This is a genomic window from Halorubrum sp. Ib24, from assembly GCF_002252745.1.
In the GTDB taxonomy this organism is placed as follows: domain Archaea; phylum Halobacteriota; class Halobacteria; order Halobacteriales; family Haloferacaceae; genus Halorubrum.
This window is the reverse complement of sequence record NZ_NHOX01000018.1, coordinates 17,167-36,397: the sequence shown is the minus strand read 5'-3', so window position 1 is coordinate 36,397 and position 19,231 is coordinate 17,167. Positions and strand designations below refer to the sequence as shown.

15 protein-coding genes and 2 pseudogenes are annotated in these 19,231 nt (G+C 53.8%); 4 read left to right on the top strand and 13 right to left on the bottom strand.

From position 1 onward, the window contains the following. The 6 genes and pseudogenes from DJ82_RS15195 to DJ82_RS04050 all read right to left on the bottom strand — a co-directional run. A pseudogene (locus tag DJ82_RS15195) lies at window positions 1-253 on the bottom strand (IS5/IS1182 family transposase); the annotation flags it as partial. 665 nt (window positions 254-918) lie between these two features. Then, complete coding sequence (locus tag DJ82_RS04070; RefSeq protein WP_198948008.1) at window positions 919-1,986, bottom strand: hypothetical protein; 1,068 nt, start codon at window positions 1,984-1,986, stop codon at window positions 919-921. Between the two features lie 32 nt (window positions 1,987-2,018). Continuing rightward, window positions 2,019-2,216 carry a hypothetical protein gene (locus DJ82_RS14405; protein ID WP_094558222.1) on the bottom strand — a complete coding sequence of 66 codons (198 nt, stop codon included), beginning with the start codon at window positions 2,214-2,216 and terminating at the stop codon, window positions 2,019-2,021. A 782-nt stretch (window positions 2,217-2,998) separates the two neighbouring features. Continuing rightward, window positions 2,999-3,415, bottom strand: coding sequence for an SHOCT domain-containing protein (locus tag DJ82_RS04065; RefSeq protein ID WP_094523931.1), 417 nt, complete (start codon window positions 3,413-3,415; stop codon window positions 2,999-3,001). A 588-nt stretch (window positions 3,416-4,003) separates the two neighbouring features. Beyond that, window positions 4,004-4,483: a DUF3592 domain-containing protein gene (locus tag DJ82_RS04055; protein ID WP_094523933.1), complete on the bottom strand. Its 480-nt coding sequence runs from the start codon at window positions 4,481-4,483 to the stop codon at window positions 4,004-4,006. A 445-nt stretch (window positions 4,484-4,928) separates the two neighbouring features. Next, a complete protein-coding gene (locus DJ82_RS04050; protein ID WP_094581120.1) occupies window positions 4,929-6,605 on the bottom strand; it encodes an ATP-binding protein in 1,677 nt (558 codons plus the stop codon). Between the two features lie 307 nt (window positions 6,606-6,912). Here DJ82_RS04050 and DJ82_RS04045 point away from each other — a divergent pair, with 307 nt between their 5' ends. Continuing rightward, window positions 6,913-7,884 carry a DUF3592 domain-containing protein gene (locus DJ82_RS04045; RefSeq protein ID WP_094525985.1) on the top strand — a complete coding sequence of 324 codons (972 nt, stop codon included), beginning with the start codon at window positions 6,913-6,915 and terminating at the stop codon, window positions 7,882-7,884. Window positions 7,885-7,894: 10 nt separating this feature from the next. Here the strand turns inward: DJ82_RS04045 and DJ82_RS04040 are convergent, their stop codons facing one another. Next, complete coding sequence (locus DJ82_RS04040; RefSeq protein WP_094523936.1) at window positions 7,895-8,107, bottom strand: hypothetical protein; 213 nt, start codon at window positions 8,105-8,107, stop codon at window positions 7,895-7,897. A 548-nt stretch (window positions 8,108-8,655) separates the two neighbouring features. Between DJ82_RS04040 and DJ82_RS04030 the strand changes: the two genes are divergently transcribed. Together DJ82_RS04030 and DJ82_RS15190 are read left to right on the top strand one after the other, a co-directional pair. Then, window positions 8,656-9,315: a hypothetical protein gene (locus DJ82_RS04030; protein WP_241881411.1), complete on the top strand. Its 660-nt coding sequence runs from the start codon at window positions 8,656-8,658 to the stop codon at window positions 9,313-9,315. A 250-nt stretch (window positions 9,316-9,565) separates the two neighbouring features. Then, window positions 9,566-9,793, top strand: coding sequence for a DUF5684 domain-containing protein (locus DJ82_RS15190; RefSeq protein WP_241881410.1), 228 nt, complete (start codon window positions 9,566-9,568; stop codon window positions 9,791-9,793). 359 nt (window positions 9,794-10,152) lie between these two features. Here the strand turns inward: DJ82_RS15190 and DJ82_RS14400 are convergent, their stop codons facing one another. The 6 genes and pseudogenes from DJ82_RS14400 to DJ82_RS03995 all read right to left on the bottom strand — a co-directional run bounded on the left by DJ82_RS14400 (window position 10,153) and on the right by DJ82_RS03995 (window position 18,405). Next, window positions 10,153-11,676 carry a DUF6498-containing protein gene (locus tag DJ82_RS14400; protein ID WP_241881408.1) on the bottom strand — a complete coding sequence of 508 codons (1,524 nt, stop codon included), beginning with the start codon at window positions 11,674-11,676 and terminating at the stop codon, window positions 10,153-10,155. A 993-nt stretch (window positions 11,677-12,669) separates the two neighbouring features. Then, a complete protein-coding gene (locus tag DJ82_RS04015; protein ID WP_094581119.1) occupies window positions 12,670-14,121 on the bottom strand; it encodes an amidohydrolase family protein in 1,452 nt (483 codons plus the stop codon). Between the two features lie 104 nt (window positions 14,122-14,225). After that, window positions 14,226-14,546: a hypothetical protein gene (locus DJ82_RS04010; RefSeq protein WP_094523940.1), complete on the bottom strand. Its 321-nt coding sequence runs from the start codon at window positions 14,544-14,546 to the stop codon at window positions 14,226-14,228. Further along, entirely contained in the window at window positions 14,543-15,118 is a 576-nt protein-coding gene (locus tag DJ82_RS04005) for a class I SAM-dependent methyltransferase (RefSeq protein WP_343124416.1), read from the bottom strand. The genes DJ82_RS04010 and DJ82_RS04005 overlap by 4 nt, the downstream gene beginning before the upstream one ends. 1,377 nt (window positions 15,119-16,495) lie before the next feature. Next, window positions 16,496-16,768 (bottom strand): annotated as a pseudogene (locus DJ82_RS15660) (hypothetical protein). Next, window positions 16,765-18,405, bottom strand: a complete 1,641-nt coding sequence (locus DJ82_RS03995; protein WP_094581118.1) for an NADH-quinone oxidoreductase subunit D — start codon at window positions 18,403-18,405, stop codon at window positions 16,765-16,767. The pseudogene DJ82_RS15660 and the gene DJ82_RS03995 overlap by 4 nt, the downstream one beginning before the upstream one ends. 113 nt (window positions 18,406-18,518) lie before the next feature. Between DJ82_RS03995 and DJ82_RS03990 the strand changes: the two genes are divergently transcribed. Further along, complete coding sequence (locus DJ82_RS03990; RefSeq protein ID WP_094527956.1) at window positions 18,519-19,175, top strand: helix-turn-helix domain-containing protein; 657 nt, start codon at window positions 18,519-18,521, stop codon at window positions 19,173-19,175. Window positions 19,176-19,231: the final 56 nt, after the last annotated feature.

Sequence of the window (19,231 nt, the reverse complement as noted above, 5' to 3'; positions counted from 1 at the left end):
ACAGCGTTGAGGGTGCGGGAAATGCCGTTCGAGCGAGCTGTAACAGACCACGAACGCGATCCATTTCACTCGCCCAATCCACGATCTCGCGGTACGTCGCATCCATGTGAACCCGCAAAAAGTGGAGCGTTACATGCTTCCAGCCGGGAAATCCGTGGCCAGTCGGATCACTCACCGCCGTTGGACTGGCGGCACAGCGCTTTTGAGCCAGCGACGCGGCTTGCTTAACGAAGTGGAAGAGTAGGGTAGACACATTCGACTCTTCCGCTTCGCTACGGCCTTCAGAGCGACGCTATCCCGTCGCCTTCTGCGGATTCAACAGAGCAGAACGATCAGCAATCCGATGAACAGTATCCCACCGGTTTTGCTGAGCGTCCGTCGTAGTCCGTCACTGATCGCATGGCTGAGGTGGAGGGCCATATCTGCCGGTTCGTTCCGTAGTAGATAAGTCCATGGCTGGTTCTCTGGACGAGAAACGCGACGCTTCTGGATCAGTCGGGCGAACTGTGGATCTGCTAATATGTGGCCGGTTTCTCTGTGATCACGTGAGAGTCAGATTGAAACGGTAGTCAGTGAGACACGGCGAAACCCGCGAATGTGATCTCATCACACTAGCCGTGTAGACTAGGGACCTGCGTTTCCGGCGCTGAAACGCGACAGTACAATTTTGAATCAAACGCATCAGTATCTATCCGGGATGCTGGGGGAGATACAATCGAAAGAGCTGGCGCTGCTGGTTTGGTTGGTGGCGACGTTCGCTATTGGAACTGTGGTGTATTCGCCGTTGAATGGGCTTGCGCTCTCTGTGCCAACGACCTGGGGATTGTGGGCGCTGCTGATGTTGCGTGAGAGAAAATAAAACATTCGTAATCAGAGGAGGGGAGCCCAAGATAACTAGCGGCGAATTTTTGAACGAAGCTAGCCTAGATTCGTGTACACCCGCCGTGTCTGTGCGGCGACAACAACAAGACCAACACCGACGGCGGCGAAGACAACTGGGACTCCCAACGACGTGCCCCGAGCGGTGACGCTGGCAAAGTCAGCGACGAACCCGCCATTGAGCAGACCGACGTACCAAATTCCGAGATACAACGCTTCGAACAGCCGAGGCGATCCAGTCCATAACCCGGTAGCGAGTGCGAGCGACGGCGGGAAGATGACAAGACCCGTCACTCCGATGAGTGCGGTGGGGCCTCCTGTGGCCACGGCGATTACAAACGTTCCGGCTCCGACGACAGCGGTGATTAAACAGCCGGCAATCCACTCGGCGACGAGTTGACCAACCCGGTAGTCGGATGTGAGAACTTGAGGGCGGATCCCATGGCGAGCGGTCTGTGAACCGATTTGTGACCAGACGAAGAGCGGCCAGACCGCAACCAACGAGAGCAGCCCCCGGACAGCCCCTTCGGTGCCACCACCAGTGAGGGCGATTCCAGTTGGCACAAGCACCAACAGACCGGCACCGAGGTACCACCAGCGCGGTTGCCCGCGGAGAAGGCGTCGGAGCTTCATTGTGAGAACGCGTCGGAATCCGACGGCATTACGACGGGTAACAGGAGGAATCGTGACATCATCACCAACGTCCGAAGTGGACACAGCCGAATCAGTCGTGTCTGTTGGAGTTTGTGGATTGGACGCTGTCTGTGTCGCAGTCTCAGGGGGAGTCTCGTCGAGGGGGAGACGCTGACGTGCCTTTGTCACAACCCCGTCGGTCGCTTGGAACCAATTAAACGGCAGTGCCGCGACCAGCGTCACAGCAAGCCCGACGACGACCGTACCCAATCGCTGAGCGAAGAACCACGCCGGCCACGGGCCTCCCTCATACCGGAACGTTTGCGCGTTGGATCCACCCGTTCCGAAGTTCGCGAAGCTACTCTCGAATCCCGGCACAGCGGCCTGTATTGATTCGAAGGTGAGATCGTACGCGAGGGTGAGCCCCACAATATCGAGCGCTTTGGCTCTGTTGAACTCCTCTCTAAGTGACATTTCTAATCCCGGGTTTGCTCAGCAGTATAGGTTTATTTCCCGTAGAGAAGATACGACAATACCAGAAATCCCACTATTGGGCCGAGAATAAATCCACCCACCGCCGCGATCTGTCCGCTGACGGATCCACCGATCCCGGCCAGAATGACTCCGATAACGACGCTACCGACAAGAAGAAACGCGCCTGTTTGCCATTCTTCCACCAGGGCTACCCCGCTTGTGTGGGACATAGAGTACGATTGAACTGCCTTCCACTTAATCAGTCCGCGTGTATACGCAGCTCTCATCAACCGGTTGTCTCACGCAAAAATATGTCTGAAGAATAGGATTTCAACAGAGCCCTCGAACCCCCCAAAGGCCCCCCGAGTACTGCTTACCGAACGATTCTATCTCAAGTCGAATGTTTGCCCTAGTGTATTGAAGTGGCATATACCCGGGTCCAATGTTTCTGGGTCAGTGACAGGGTCGACACAGATCGGCGAAGTAGTAGAATCCGTGTTTCACGTTCCGTAACGGTGACTCAACTTATTACGGACTGGACTTCCACCGTCCATACATGCCCGCAAAACAGGCTTATCGCGCTGAGCATCGCACAACCGACCACTCAGGAAACCCAGATACACGTCGGGTTAGTGGTGAGAGTCTATGCCTCAGGAATTACGACGATAGTACCCACAATGTTCACATCACAATCACCGACGACAACGGCGAAACCGCGTTCACCCGGACCGTCTCTGTCGGTCCACAAGACACCGTCAGCATCCAGACTCGTCTCGAACGCGCAGTCTACCGAGTAGACGTCCGACTGGATAACGGTGTGGGTGACCGCGCAGACTGTCTTCTCGGCAGCGATCCGAATGAGTGTGCCAAGATCGAAACTGGAAACGGAGTGGTTAGCGTCGTTGAAGGCTATTTTTGATCGGCTGGCGTGTGTGGCGGAGAGCTAGTGAGAGTTGAGAGTTAGTCTCGTTTTAAAGGACAGATGACTGGCTCTATATCGTCACCAGAGTTGTTACTTTTCCGACTCTTCCAAGACCGAATCCTCTTCCAGATGCGATGGCGCGTCATCTCTGTCGGACTCGAGGAGTCGTTCGACTGTGTCTTCAAATTCCGCATCGCTGAGCTCTCCGCTGGTATATCGCTCTTGTAGTGTTGACAGCGCATCATCCGCAGAGCCGGTGTCGTGACTGTCGCTCGGAACGTCTCCCGAAGCCGCGGCTGCCCATAGCGGGTACTGTTCCGGGTCATACTCGTCGGTATCGGGCGGTACCTCCTTAATCGTGAACTCAAGAACGCCAGACGCGACCATCCCCGCGGTCAGTGCCACGTACCACACTGCCGGAGTGAGTACATACACTCCGGCGACGGTCACAAATCCGGCCACAAGTGAGACCGGATGATCGTCCAGTTGATCGAATATGGAGGGCATCACCGTGTCGACAATTATGGGTCACGGCCAAAATACATACGGCTAAATGTTCTTGACCAGAGGCATACTACCAGCGTAGAAAACGCTGATGCCCCCCCATCCCTCCGGCCCTCGAAAGAGGTTTGTCCCCGTAAATCTGCGGAGGGCATCAGCAACTGTGTGTATGCTACTCTTTCACAAAAATCGATCGACGCTCAGGCGCTTGGTGTAGACCCTGTATAACTGAGATACGCTAATACCGAAGATACGCTCCGCTACCGATACAGATCGTAGCGATGAGTAACAATCCACCACTGAAAACATTCCTCAGCGTGCCTGAAACTCCAGGATTTGCGACAATATTGAAAGCCTGCTGAAACACAATTAGTTGGAATACTAGCAGAAGACTTCCTCCAGAAACCAACAACTGACTCTTCGAGCTTCTGTCCATAATTCAGTCAGCATCCGGCAATTGTATAGGTGTTATTCACGCTCTCTAGCTCAGAAACAGAGGCATAGTATTCGATTCTCAGGCCAAATAATTCTGATGCGCAACGTATTTAACCTGACTCACGCCCAACTTATCACCCCGAGCGCAGTTTCAGCGTGTTAGAATTTCCTTACGGCGGAAACTGCTGCGAAGAGAGTGAATACTCCACTGAGCACAATCGCGATGATCGGTGCGTTTGACGTTTGATCTTTCAAAAACGCATCTCCCGGCTGGTCGGGAGAGACATATGCGGTTGTCTGTATCCCCTGTTCGTACTCTTCAATAGCTGATTCGGCGCCTGACTGCGTTTCGTAGTTCTGTTCAATATCTGCGGGATATATTTTTGTTCCAGTATATTCATTCCCATTATAGGTGTACTCAAACTCGACCACTGAATCGAAATTCGCACCTGGATTTGATGACGTTCCGCTGTCCGTCTCGATGTCGAGTTCAGCGATAGTCGCATCAACCTCGACTGACTCTCGAACTGCCTCTGTCTGTTGAACGTAATCGTATCCCCCGTAGCTGATGATAGCAATCCCAATGAGGATGTACAGTAACGCACCTTTGAGACTATCCAATGGGACCGGCGGAGCCACAGAGGAACACCGCGTGTGGGTAGGTCGTGTCAGAGGTAGATGAAACGGCTGGTCATTGAGGGTTGCTTACTTTTTGTCCCAGTTTATTCAATCTCATACACTTGTTCGTTGATACTGTAGAACTTTCGTTCAGTATACATTCCAGAAGTATATCAGCCCACCATAGAAGATCGCACTTATAATTGCCACTAAAAGTGCTGAAAATAGTGTGCCATCGGTAATCAGATATTCGTATACCAAGACAACAACGAACCAGAGGAGACCATGTACTATCGGTTGCCGGAGTGACTGGATATTGGTGTTAGTGGAGGGCATCATTGTTAATTGAATTAGCCGAAGAAAGACCTCTGCTGATATTGTACTGACACCAACTGCGTCAGAATATACAACTTGGCGAATGTTTTAATAGAGTACATTCCTCTAGAAGTATGGCGTCAATACGCCTTCACCGATTATCACTGCCGTCTGAGTCTTGCGGCATCGACTCTTTGTTCCGATAAAAACGAACGACTACAGTAGTGCCTGTGGAACCAGTTGACTGGAACTCAAGTTCAGCGCCCAGTTGGCTTACGGCCCAATTGACGAACCAAAGTCCGACTCCAAGTCCGTGCTCGAGTTGTGTTTCGCTCGATTCGGTCAATAAGTCACGCTCTCGGTCTGGGATCCCGGGACCATTGTCCGCGATGCGGAGCTGCGGGATATCATCAGCTGTTCGTTCCACCTCGATATCGACTCGTGCGGGGTCATCTGAGTGAACGATAGCGTTCTCAACGAGTTCAGTCATGAGCCGGCGCACAACAGTTCGATAGGAGGTCAATTGCAGCCGCTCCGGTGCGGTGACTGAGATGCTGCTATCCGGATAATCATCACGTGCCGTCGCAGCGACTTCGTGGGCGACAGCAGCAATGTCGACCGTTGACGGAGCGCTAACGCTATCGGTCATAACCGCTTCAGCCTCTCGTGCCTTCCGGCTGACCGAGGCAAGCTCGCTGGCACTATTTTGAATGGCTGTCTGGTGCGTGTCGTCTTCTACGTGATCCGCATGCGCTAAGATCACGTCGAGTTTGTTCCGGGCGTTGTGTCGAAGCACTCGGTTGAGTACTGAGAGCCGCTGTTCCCGGGTTCGTTGATCGGTCACGTCTCGAAAGACAATTGTCCGCGCCACAGGCTCCTCGTCGCTGTCACCCATGTCGCGTTCGACGTCGGAGACCGTGTACTGAAACGGACGTCGGCCCTTTGTCGTCTGAAGCGAGGCGACCTCTGTGGTACCTCCTGATAGATCTACCCCGCCGAACCCGTCAACGGCCGCGTTGAGTGGTGTCCCAATCACGTCTCGTGTCGTCCACCCAAACAGGCTTTCAGCTGTCACGTTGGCATCGAGGATATTTGCTTCCCAGTCGACAACGACAACCGCCCCCTGAAGCGATTCGACGACGCGTGACCGGGCGACATAATCTGCTTTCGGGAACCCCGTCAATACCGGATAGCGTTGAATCGCAACGGCAAGTAACACTCCCGAAACTAACAACCCGCCAGTGACTCCATCGATGATCAAACTCCCGTCCAGCCAGCCCCCAATAACGTATGGTGCTGAGATTGCTCCCAGCTGGATCCCAACCTGTGTCCTTGAAACACGCCCGTGGTTCCAACCGTACCTGAGGAAGAGAAACGCTGCGTAGACGTAAATTATGAACAATAAGAATAATTCAGTACCGACGAGCGACGCGAGTGAGCGACGAATTTCCTCTCGCATTGGGTCACCCTCGAACGTGGCTGCTGCCCCAATCAGCGGGAGCGTAAGGAGAACAAACACCGCCCCTCGGAGAAGAGTAAAGCCTGTCTCTCGGCCGATATATCCAAGCACATAGACTAGCCATATTGCGGGAAGAAACACAACCGGGACAACCTGCGCGATAGCAGCCAAATTCGATCCGACCCCCCACGCGTTCGGAAATTCAGATATCAGCGAGAGGAGCGCCCACAGCAACAGACTGGCGGTTATTAGCGCAAAGGGGACCGCATTTGGGGGGGACCGATCCTTCGCAGTTTGCCACGTTACCCACGCCAGCAGGCCTACAGCAACGACATCAACGGCAACTGAGAGTCCTAATGAGAGCAGCATTGGCGGAGGGGATTCGCTTTCGGATTTTTATATGGAACAGCGTTGAACTGCTGGGCAGTTACTGGTGTCATTGCGCTCACTCACGCTGGTTGTTCAAGTGATTCATCCATAATTTCATTACACCCGTTACTGGCCCGGAAACACGGATATGTCGAGTGGTATAGCCGACTCTGAGGATAGTTGTTTCGTAAGTTTATTTCTAAGTTTGTCGGCTTCGTCCAGCGGTATAGCGATCAACTGACTGCTGTTGCTGCTGTTGAAACACTCCGTTCAGGCTTATTGGTTCCCCTAAAAATATTCAGGTGAAATGCAGTTTACTCTCCGTGGGGTGGCTGTCACGGTTACGCCGCTGATCCTTCTCGCGCTCATTCTCGGACTTGGTATCGCTGGGTATGGAGGTTATGACTACGTCCAGCAATCGAACGCTGTTGACGATGCTGTCGCTGTTGAAACAACTGTTGTTGGCACCGATATCAGCAGATCTGATGGGCGTCGCTTCTACTACCGCGTCTCAGTTGAGCACACCTACGAATATCAGGGGCGTGAATATACGAGCAAACAGGTGTTCCCAGGCTCAACGAGGCCGATATACACCGTCCAGAGCGACGCTCAGCGTATTATTGAGCCGTACGAACCGAATGAGACAGCTACAGCCTACGTTACCCCCGACAACCCTAGTGGAGCGTTTCTCAAGCGACAAACGATATTTGCTCCATTCAGATTCATTGGTTTCGGGAGTCTTCTGGCGCTCTTGACAGCACTTCATGCGATTGGGGCGCGTAATCCTGGCCAAAATACAGAGATTAGTCAAACGAGTGAGCGCGAGCCAACTCGATATAACACGGTGTTCGGGCTCAGTCGGGATACACTGTCTCGAGTTAGTAAGCGTCTCATGCTGTTTACACCAGCTGTGTTTTTTGTTTCTCTCGTAACCATAGTAGCACTTCTGTTGAATTCGGAGGGATCATCACTACAGGTCAGTGTGACTAATCCAGTCGGATTCGCGTTACTTGCGGCGCTTCTATCGGTTTTAGGATTTGTCTTTGGGCTCACACTCTATGGCATTTGGTCATTTACCGAATACAGACGACTGCGTGAACGTATTCCAGACCCACGGCCACCGAGTCCGTTCCGACATCCGTCTCGCCTCGTTACAATCATGTACTCCCGAGAAGAACTCAACGCCTATGGCCGTCGAGTGAAACTGACCGGCTTCGTGTTCACACTCATCGTGTTCCTCATCAGTGTCGTCGCGTTCGTGCTCGTGACGGCGTCGTGATAAAAAAGAATTAGCTCGATCGGTACAACGAGAGGAGAGAGCCTATAAATAGGAATGTACCGACGGCGATTAATGCGGCCCCTATTCGTGTTGACTCTGTGATTTTTATCGCTCCGACTGCCGTCATTGCGATCCCGACCACACTCAGCAGAACCTTCCATACCGCGTTTGGGACCAACTCCAGCAGTAGTTCGATAATGAACTCAAAAATGTCATCTATCATGTGTATTAATCACCACGACGTTGCTTAGTTCGTCAGTTAGCAATAGTGCTGGTTGGTACATCCATTTGCTTGTTTTTACTTCTGTGTTCACCATTTCAACCTCTCGGCTCTGTTGAAATCCTCAGCAGTTGATACAAACAGGCTGCCGAATACAGGGCGCGAGTCTGTCACCCATCTACAGACTGGGTGGTATGACGGTTGTACAACCACCATGGAATATGGAGTACCATTGCTAAGATAACTGCCACACCAAACTCCAAGAGAACTCCATCAGTAACCTGGGACGCAAGAAAGACTGCAGCGCCAGCTATGACGGCAGTTATGAACCGACTCGGGTTCCAATTGAGGAGGGCAGACTGAAGCGCGGACATTACTTCCTTAGCCGGAAGCTACGAAGATATGTGTTCTGGAAATCTGGGTTCGGTATGATAAACTCACCCCCTGTATCTCGCGTGGAGTTTGTATCAGAATCTAAGGATTTTAACAGAGCTAACTTCTTTTAATGTTGAGAAATTGTATCAAAACGCAAAAGTAAATTTCTGTCATCAATGGTTTCCACGATACCCTCCACGGATTCTGAGCGCTCACAAAAAGCGGTTGATGTCGCACAGCAATATCTTAGACGCGAACGTCCACTCAACGCGCTTGTCGTCGTCCTCGCGGTGTCGGTATTCCTCGGCACATATCTCGTAACAGCATTGCTACCATCTGTTCTCGTCGCAGCTATCCTCATTATTGGAGTACGACTTCCTATTTTTCAGTCAAACGGGACGTTCCGACTTCGAACTAGTGACGACCTTGATACTGTTATTGACGAATTTTCCGGGCCCCTACCGCCTGTTCTCGCACTTCAATGGGGTGTGGCTGATAAGGTCTCCATAGAGGGTGACACAGCAATATATTCCGTTTCGTACCTGTTTGGACTCCGATCGGCCGACGTGACTGTCCACACGAAAACGGATTCGACAGCAGGTGGTGGCTACCTAATTGAGTCAGAAGTCACGGTTGATGGACAACCATGGGCAACATATACGTCGACGATTAACAGCTCAAGGGAATACACAACCATCGACGTAACATACAGCTCAAATCGGCGGTTCGGACTACGACGTGTCCCACAACAGCTGATCGCGAATCGGTATCGTGACGAGGTGCTCTCGGTTCAGGGATACACTGTTGTCACACGTGAATCGCACTTCGGGATATAACTATTCTAACGGTTGTGGTTCAGTGCCTGAAACGCTGACTTGGATTTCTTATTGATATAGGAGAATCAGTTGAGTGATGCGATTAGCGTTGAGTTCATCCGTTTCGATACAAGGAGCAGGTAGTACCAATATTGAATTGTTCGTTACACTAGGACTCACTGTTTTGATTTTTGCCGGATTTTGGAAAGTATTTGAGAAAGCTGGTAAGCCGGGGTGGGCTGAGATTATTCCGATATAAAACCTCTACGTCTTGGTCAAAGTAAGCGGAAACGCATGGTACTGGTTTGCTCTGTTCTTCGTCCCGGTGATCAATTTCTTCGCCACGCTGAAGATTAGTATCGATATCGCTGGCAAATTCAATAAGGGAATCCTGTTCGGCCTCGGACTCACGTTTATTTCGTTCATCTTCTACCCACTTCTTGGGTTCGGTGGCTACCAGTATAACGATGCCACTGGCTCAACTGAGAGCGTGGCCTGACACTCAAAAAATCTGATTCAGGCCCAACTGCGCCGTGTTTCTCCCGATGAAACGCTGCTATGGGCTTGATACTATTCCCAGTATTATATACAGGTAGCCGCCGGCCGGAGGCGGTCTTGAACAAATATCCGGTCGCTGAGCCTCTCCCATCGCTCACCTCTCCCCCCGACGGATGGGAGGCTCACCACCTCCCCCCGCGACGTTCCATCGATCACCCCCCGCTGGAAGGACGGCCCTCCACCCTGTCCACCAGCATTCATCTGTCAAATAGAGTATGTAGCACCGACACCTCACCAGTAGAAGTTAGTGTCACAAATTCGTGGAGCCGCAGTCTAACACTGGAGGGTCAACAGCGTTAGTTATTGTTTGATCTGATAGATGATAAGCCCGACGAGCGGAATCGCAGTGAACAAAAATACGAAGACGCCCGCTGCTACGCCGCCTTCAAACTGAGCAGCTATCACCAACGCAATCAGTGAGACGACTCCGAACAGAGCCACCGACGCAAGCGAGATACGAGGTGCTGTACCGTCTAGCCGCAGCAATTCGATGCTAACTTCCACCATAGTGTCTGGCTCGTGTGTATTCGCATTCCAATTCGCACCAGCGTCATTGTCTGCGGTACTCGCGTCGACAAGGGAGTTCGTGATTGGGGTCGTATCTTCGAGTCGTGGTAGCTTGGTCGGCCTGCCACCGCGGTCAACGAGTACCGTCGAGGTGTCCAACCACCTGTCGACGGCGTCACGTTCGATTCGGACCTCATGATCAGCTAGCGATTCGTACCGCCAAAGAGGGGTTTGAAACAGGGTATCAGTCGCAACAATGGTGTCCGAATCTAGCCGGTATTCAACACCAGCGTACCGGATCCAGTAGTCGAGATGGATGAGACCAAGCGGGACGCCGATCCCGAGAAGCATGATGCCACCCGCTATTTGGGTAGCACCATCAAATACAGCAAGTGATGCGGCGAGAAAGGCGAGTGGTGTCAGCAACCATAGTCCAGGGTGTGTCCGGAAATGTGAGGCCGTAGGCAGCAGCCGTCCCGACAGCGACGGCCGCAAAACTGTGGGATTGCCTGATAGCGTTGTCTCAATTGTCTCACGCTCCGGGGGACTGTATGCGTCTCCACGGCCGACAAGTGACCACAATCCCGCACCGAGACGGCCATCGTAGTAGTATTCTGCGAGATCGGTGAGGAGCCTAATTGAGACTACCACTGCGACAAGTGGTCCCGTCGCAACCCGTTCAACCACACGAGAGGTCTCTCCACCCCCGCCGTTAGAGACAACCAGAGCTGCGGTGAGCAGCGCGATGATGCTTGCGAGGAGTACTGTTGCGCCTTCCGTGACAACACTCTGAAGAGCGGTTGCGACGTTGTGATCTTGGTAATCACCATCTCGAAAGTACGTAGTGGCTGTTCGCCATCCTGCTGCGATGAAAATTCCAAACGCACCAGCAATAAGCCACGACGAGATGTTGGCATCCGGATTCACACTTGCTACGGGGCCGACAACTAATGCCCCGACGAACAGCCACAGTCCGATGAGGATCGGTACCACGAACAAAAGTGTCGGAATCGTCAGTAGTCGGACGTTAGCACCGATCAGCGGGACTGAAATGGAGGTCTGTTTTGTGGCAATCGCCCCCAACAGGATTGGATCCCCGTTCCGTTCCATTGGCCGCCCGGCAAACGTCGCTCGAACAACCGCCCAAAAACAGACAACACCGAACTCAAGCCAATATAACGTCAGCAGTTCTAAAACCGACAGGTTGAAAACAACAATCCCGACAACCGGAACCAGATTCGCCACAAGGAGGGCCGATAGTTCGGGATCCGGGAGGCGACTATCTCCCGTATTGTGAGTTGTCGCTGCTGAGCTCATCTACGGATGTGGTGACAAAGCGACCCGCTGCGCGTACCCTGGGCGTGGAACACAGACCCATCAGGATCAATCACAGTTCTGTCTCGTGACTTTTGAACAGATGCTGTGGAGGGCATTCATGTACCTAACCGGTAGCGGATCTAATAGTAGTAAGCCATCGTTGCTGGAGTCAGTGTTGATCACTGAGTACGGGTTTATACCGACTGAGAGTACTTCCTATTGAGGTGAGGATGACAAAGACCCCAACCACGACGAGCAGCCCTCCTAGGACCGGCTCAGATAAGTAATAAAGCAGCCAGCCTATTGCAATGTTGGTACTGGCCAGTCCGATCGGATAGAGTGTCTGTTGTAAGTACATGGCTCTCAACGCTGTCGGTACTGAGTTGCCGCAGGTAGTGCTGAAAGATCCGTACCGAGCGGGCGACAAGCAACGTGATTTCGGGAACTGGCTTTTAGATGATCTCTAGGTCGTCGGATCTGGTGGTCTATTTCCGACAACAGCCTGTCGAGGGCTCTTCCCCGCCAGTCCCTGTGGATGCTAACTTCGAGTTGCTCGTGGAACTTGTGTCTCCGAGGAATTGGATATTGAAATACGTACACCATCGTCTTCTGTAGTATCTGTGCGTTGATTCCCCCTGTAACCAAGAGCTAATAATACAGACTTGACGAGAAGCATTGGTCTAAGTATACAGAGTCACCAAGGTAGGATATCTGGTCGTTTTATGACTATAGCACCGATGGTGGAGAATATCGGTGACTCTCAATGTATCAAGTTAGGACATACAGGTCCCGACAACACTAGTGATAGTATACTCAAGAATGTGCCTCTGATGTGGTGTCCCCGTTACACCAGATCAAATTGGCTGAGATACTCAAATAAATTTAGTGATGTCATACCGCGGTTTTACTGAACACAAGGAGAATGCCCTGGTACTTGACCCCGAGGCGATTCACCTGTCTGTGTTCCCGATCCATCAGCTACTGACCTAATCTTCACAGGTATTGGTTGACAACGCCGCGGCCATACTGTTTTATCGCTCTCAATAGGAGCCGTCCAGACACGCGTCGAAGTATCGATCTGTCCGGCGGTGTACTGCCAGCGAGGGACGTTTCCCAGCCAGTACATCGCTGAAAACGTTTTCGCTCTCGGATTGCGGCTGTTTGAACGGTCTCGACATCCATAGATTTGATCGACCGGTCCTCCATCAGGATGTCACCTTCTACGACAACCGTCTCAACGTCTCCCGCAGTTACGGTGTTCATCAGTACTGAAGGAATGTTGCTGTACGGCTGATGGCGCGGCGTATTGACGTCGATGACGACGAGGTCGGCGCGTTTTCCCTGTTCGAGACTCCCGATCTTCCCGCCGAGGCCAAGTGCGCGTGCGGCATTAATGGTGAGCATTTTGAGGAGATCGTACGACAACCATTGCTGAGCACCGTATTCGAAGTTCGCCAATAACCGGGCGTGTTTGGATTCCTGAATGAGATCCCAGGAATCGAACCAGAACGGATCATCCAGGCCGATGACAACGTTCGCGCCGAACTCTTGGAGTGCGGGGAGTGGGAACCAAGTTTGTGTTCCAGCTTGGAAGTAACTGTAAACGGTTGGGCAGTGAAGCACGTGTGCGCCGGCATCGGCGATCCGCTGTGCGTCGTCTCGGCTTGCGTGTAGTAGATGGGTGAGTAATGTTCGCTCATCAAGGAGGCCGTACCGGTCGAGTAAGTCGAGTGGGTCATCGGTGCCGCTTCCCGCAGCCATCGTGTCGGCCGCGGCGGAATCATACAGATGTGTATGAAGTCGCAAGCCGGGATAGTCCGCCCGTAGCTCGGCCACACCCTCCCAGAGCGTCCGTGAACAGCCGGCTTCGCCCCCCGGTGCGATACTCGCCGTGACTCGTCCCTCGAAAGTATCGTGATAGGTTTCGATGAACCGTCGGGCGTCTACGAGCTGTTCGGCTGCGGACGCAGGGGTGAGGAAGTCAGCGAGTTCCGGTCCGATCACGCCGCGTAATCCAGTCTCACCGATCGCTTCCGCCCCGAGTTCCGGCGTGAAATCCATCGCGTTGACGGTTGTGACGCCGTGTGTGAGTTGGCGTAGGCAGGCGAGCCGCCACGCGGCCTCGAAAAAATCGTCCCCCAGAGTCGATTCGGCCGTGTGATACAACGCGAAGGCTTCCTTGAGCAATTCGTCACCGGGGAGTTCACTGAACAGTCCTTGCACAAGGGTGAAATCGGTGTGACGGTGGGCGTCGATGAGACCAGGGATCACGACCTTGCCGCTCGCATCGATCACGCGTTCCGCGGTCGATCGGCGATCTGCGGGCTCAGTCGGTTCGACCGACAAGATGGTTCCGTCGGTCACTCGAACGGAGCCATTCTCCAGTATCCGGTTTTCGTGATCCACCGTAACCACGATCGCGTCGTGAATCAGGAGATCAGTCATGATCGGCACACGGTAGCCGAACCGCGAAAGTCGTTCGGGAACGGTGACCGCTCGGCAGGGAAAGCTCCCGGCCTCCGGTCGCTGGTGCGGTCGTCAGCATCCGCTCAGGCCGTCCGTGGCGACCACGTGTTCAATCGGTAGATCATCCGCAGCACGGCCAGTACGATTCCAGCGCCGACCAAGACACCGAGATACGACGGTGGGTTCGTCACGGAGACGAGAATACCGATCGCGAACACGGCAAGGCCGACACGGAGAACGGAGTTCCCCGCAATATCCTGTACCACGTCGTCCGGAATCTCTCCAGTCTCGTCGTACCCTGCGAGGAGAAACGTCCACCCGTGGAACTTGATCAGTGCCCCCGCGAACGTCAGGAGGACACCGACTGCGAGCCACTCAAACGCGCCGGAAGACGGCTCTATCACCGGTCGTCACCCCCTCCGGGCGTGATCTCGAAGGTAGTTATCATACCGAACAATCCGGTGTCGGTCTCCTCGATCGAGAGCCCCGCTTCATCGACGATTTCGCTTGGTTCTTGCGTCCAGCGACATCCGCTCTTCGCGTAGTGGGGATCGGCGCGCCACTCTTGGAACCGGGCGATCGGCCTCACATCGCTCCGCCCGTGTTCTATGAGACGGATCGTCCCGGCCGGCTTACAGACTCGATCCATCTCCCGGAGTGCGGCAACCGGATCCGGAAACGTACACGTCGATAGCGCCGAGATCACCGCATCGAAGCTATCGTCCGGAAATGCGAGATCCTGTGCGTCCATCTCCAAGAGCGTCCCGTCTCTCCCGAGATCGGCGAGCTGTTCCTCGGCGTTCGACAGCATCTCCGGGCTGATATCGATCCCCACGAGTTCGACCGTCTCGGGCAGGTACCGAAAGTTCGTTCCGGTGCCGCAGGCGACATCTAACACTCTGCCGTCCACGTCGCTGAATCGGTGGCGGCGACGGCGTCCGATGACGATCCGATCGAGCCATTCGAGCCGACTCATCCCGTCCGCGAACTCGGCGTAGGACGCTTTGATCTCCGAGACTGACATCGGCCGGTTCGCTACCGTGCCGCGGTCAGTCCGCTTCGCTTCTCGATGTCGGTCACGTTCCGTGTGTTCTGTTGACGTCATCTCGTTGAACACCGTGTTCCACACTCGGATCGTCGCGCGGCCCACCCATAATATTTATCGAAGTATTGATATATTATTGAACCGTTTCAAAATCGAATTTGAGCGATATAGCGCGAACACACCTATACGAGTCGAAATCCTCGATTGATGTCAGAAACGGCTCGTTTCGCTAAACGGAATTTTTGTAGTAATTCTATTACGAATTGCGTTTGCTCTGGTCTCTGCGTCGCACGCGCTCAGTGCGTGTGACGGTGGTACTCTCGTCGAGGAACAGTCGGAGCGTGGAGGTGTCACGCCGTAGCTCGACGCGATACTCGTGGGAGTTAGTGCTAACCCGTTCGGAGGTCCACCGGCCGTCGTGAAGATAACGGTTGAACTCCCACACGCCGGATCCCAGAACGTCGACGCCGTGCTCCCATGAAACGATATCGACTCGGATGGTTACGCCCGGCGACGGGCAACGGGGAGGCTCAGGGAACCGTAAACATCCCGACATTCGGCTCGTAGGTGATGAACGAAGACGGGCCGTTCGTCCGGAACGTTATGTCCGACGGGTCCTGTACTCCATTTTCGATACAGCCACCGCAGTCCTTGGCACACGCCGCGACGGCCTTTGGAGCAGTCACCGGCTTGCTTCTCGGTTTACGGCGTCGATCAGGTCCTCTCCGTGCGCTCGCGGACCTGGCCGGGCCTGACCCGATACGGCGTTTACACCTTTTCTGTTTGTTGTTTCGTACAGTTTTACACCTTGTTTTTTATATGTGTTCATTTATCCGTCGATCCGGTCTTCTACTGTGTATATGTTCATGCCTGTTGTCTGTTGCTTGTTCAGTATGTTGTTGTCGGTGTCTTTCTTGTCTTTGAGGACGAAACGGACCAGCTGTTCCCGGCTGTGAGTGAACGCATAGCCTCTTATGGTTTTCGAAGGGAACACCCCTGTGAGTTCTCCGAGGTGGTACGATAGCTTTCGACGTGCTGTCGACGTCAACGCGGTCGTAGATGTTGGAAAAAGACAGCGAAGCGATGCCCGTCCGTTTTTCTTCGTGTTGTGCGTACGCGACCGTTCGGAGGATGTCGAGTCGTATCTCGTCGGCCAAGAGGTTGAAGACCTCGTCTGCTGTTCGTTCGGTCTCCATAGGGAGTGACACGTCGCTGTGTTATTGAAACATGATCATGAGATGTCACGACTGGCACCCGATATCCGTACAATGCGAACTCCACTGACAAGCCCACGACTTCAGTCGTGGGTCACTGACAGAACCGTCTGAGGAACGTCTCGCGGTCGACTCGTCCGGCTCCAGCCGCTAGGAGCGCCTCTTCGAGTCCGTCGCGGGTCTGGTGACATCACTCACGATCACAGGGCTTACAGAGGTACTCGAACTCCTTGCCTTCGCGGCTCCAGCGGTCGCCGTGTTTATAATACTCTCGGGCGTCCTCGCGGTCGAGCGTCGCACCGCAGGCGATACAGGTCACTTCTTGGTTGGCGTCGTCTCCCCACACCCTAGAATCGGACATCGTCATCGATCCACCTCCCCCATGATGGTGTCGAGACTTCCGAGGGTTGCGACGAGATCGGCGACATACTCTCCCTCTGCCATCGCCGGAAGTGCCGACAGGTTCGAGAACGATGGTCCCCGGATTTTGAACCGTGCGGGAGTCTCAGTGCCGTCTGCGCGGATGTAAATTCCGAGTTCACCCTTGGCACCCTCAACGGCCCTGTAGCACTCACCGGACGGTTTCAACGTCCGCGGCACGTTGGCCTGACAGGTTCGATCTGCTTCCGGCCAGTCTGTAAGGAGATCGACGCACTGTTCGACGATGGCTGCCGACTCTTCCATCTCTCGTAGCCGGACAAGCACGCGGGCAAAGTTATCACAGCCGTCCTCGGTGACGATGTCCCACTTGAGACGATCATAGTAGCCGTACGGGTCGTCTCGTCGGAGGTCGTAGTCGATACCGGAGCCGCGAGCGACTGGTCCAGTGACTCCGTACTGCTTTGCCACCTTCGCTGGAAGCTTGCCGGTGTCAACACAACGCAGTTGGAAGACCTCGTTGCTCGTCAACAGGTCGTGGTACTCTTCGAGCTTCCGTGGCAGATCGTTGGTGAAAGCGCGTACGTTCTCGAAGAACTCATCGCGTGGCTCCGGAACGTCCCAGGCAACGCCGCCGACCCGGAAGTAGTTGAACATCATCCGCTGGCCGGTCAGGTCCTCTAATAGATCCTGAACGCGGTCCCGATCTCGAAAACCGTACATAAATGTGGCATTGAACTCGCCGCTAACATCCAGCGCGTACATCGCAGTGAACAACAAGTGCGAGAGGATGCGCGACAGCTCAGCGCTCATCGTCCGGACGACCTGTGCGTACTCCGGAACTTCAATATCGGCTAGGTCTTCGATGACGCGGGCGTACGCCCACTCGTTGAGTAATCCCGCTCCGCCCCAATCCCATCGGTCGGGGTATGGCATGATCTGATGACGATAGGTTCCCCGCTGACACATCTGTTCCTCACACCGGTGGATGTACCCGATATCCGGCTCCACATCGATCACTTGCTCACCATCTAGGACTGCCTCCAGATGGAGCACGCCGTGGGTCGAGGGGTGATGTGGTCCGATGTTGAGAAACATCGTATCACCCTGACGACTGTCCTCTTTGATGGGATTGGCGTGCTCGGAAAGCGACACAATCTGGGGCTGGCTCCGATCGTAGTTCATCGACAGCGGGTGGCCCTGCCAGGTCTCCGGCAGGAGAATCCGTCGCAGGTTCATGTGCCCTTCGTACGTAATGCCGACGAGGTCGTAGGCCTCCCGTTCGTGCCACTCAGCCGTCCGATAAACCGGCGCGGCCGATTCAGACACCGGGTTATCCTTCGTTGTCGGGACGACGACGGACAGCTCGCACGTCCGGTTGTCGTAGCTGGTGAGGTGATACACTGTCTCGAAGCGGTCTTCGTACTCTTGGGCAGTCACACACGAACAGTGGTCGAACCCCACTTCTGAGCGAAGTACTGAAAGGGCCCTGCGGACCCGGTCGGCACGGATCACGACCGCGGGGGCCTTCTCGTGTACTTCACGGCTGACGACGGCGTCGTCGGGGAGGGCCGTGACCGCCTCATCCGCGAGTCGATCAGCGGTCAAGCGTTGTTGCCGTTGCATCGTCTAGCGGGTGTCAGTTCACGTCCCAGTCTGGTAGGAACGCTGCCTCACCAGTGGTGGTGTATAAATACGGAATCCATGATAATTTAGTCAAATACACTGTATCTCGGTACATGCGCTATCTCACAGTGTTAGTTAAACCAAGTGACGGTGGTGCGTTTCATCCGCTCGGAGAGAAGCTAACAGATGACCCTTCTATTAATCGGCGAGCCATTCACTACGTTGAGCTTCTCGCTGATGACACTGTGCTGTTGTTTGCCGAGGCAAGTGGTAGTCAAGAACGGTACAGACAGATTATGGAGGAGTCATTTCATGTGATCAGTTATCTGACTGCCGGAGCGGACCGTTGGATGGCTGTGAGTCAATTCGAACCGACAGAACCGGTACGACGGGCACTGGAATTACAGCGAGAATCATTTTTGGTGGTTGATACACCTATCCGCTTTACCACTGATGATTCGCTTAAGATAACGTATCTGGGGACTGATGAGATATTCAGAAAATTGTACGAGTACGTCGAGAATGTAGAATATATGTCAGTTGATGTCCTTGAAACGGGTGATTACGAAGCCGACGGATCATCGTTTAGCAGGATGATTACGTCTCGGCAAGAAGAAATTCTGGAGACGGCGGTTGATTTAGGGTATTATAGGGAACCTCGACAAGCATCGCTTGAAGACATCAGTGAGGTCGTTGGAATCACTCCAGGAACGGTCGGTGAACATCTTCGAAAAGTCGAAGAACGTGTATTTAACGAAATCATTCAGTAACTTAAACACTGTTCTATTCTGAGGTACTGCTACGCAGTGTGAGTTAGGGCGTCTAT

Coding starts and splice junctions, on each gene's coding strand:
- DJ82_RS14405 (WP_094558222.1), bottom strand. CDS start 2,216: ATGTCCCACACAAGCGGGGTAGCCCTGGTGGAAGAATGGCAAACAGGC.
- DJ82_RS03995 (WP_094581118.1), bottom strand. CDS start 18,405: ATGCAACGGCAACAACGCTTGACCGCTGATCGACTCGCGGATGAGGCG.
- DJ82_RS04040 (WP_094523936.1), bottom strand. CDS start 8,107: ATGATAGATGACATTTTTGAGTTCATTATCGAACTACTGCTGGAGTTG.
- DJ82_RS03990 (WP_094527956.1), top strand. CDS start 18,519: ATGCGCTATCTCACAGTGTTAGTTAAACCAAGTGACGGTGGTGCGTTT.
- DJ82_RS04005 (WP_343124416.1), bottom strand. CDS start 15,118: ATGAGTCGGCTCGAATGGCTCGATCGGATCGTCATCGGACGCCGTCGC.
- DJ82_RS04070 (WP_198948008.1), bottom strand. CDS start 1,986: ATGTCACTTAGAGAGGAGTTCAACAGAGCCAAAGCGCTCGATATTGTG.
- DJ82_RS04065 (WP_094523931.1), bottom strand. CDS start 3,415: ATGCCCTCCATATTCGATCAACTGGACGATCATCCGGTCTCACTTGTG.
- DJ82_RS04045 (WP_094525985.1), top strand. CDS start 6,913: ATGCAGTTTACTCTCCGTGGGGTGGCTGTCACGGTTACGCCGCTGATC.
- DJ82_RS04030 (WP_241881411.1), top strand. CDS start 8,656: ATGGTTTCCACGATACCCTCCACGGATTCTGAGCGCTCACAAAAAGCG.
- DJ82_RS14400 (WP_241881408.1), bottom strand. CDS start 11,676: ATGAGCTCAGCAGCGACAACTCACAATACGGGAGATAGTCGCCTCCCG.
- DJ82_RS04050 (WP_094581120.1), bottom strand. CDS start 6,605: ATGCTGCTCTCATTAGGACTCTCAGTTGCCGTTGATGTCGTTGCTGTA.
- DJ82_RS04015 (WP_094581119.1), bottom strand. CDS start 14,121: ATGACTGATCTCCTGATTCACGACGCGATCGTGGTTACGGTGGATCAC.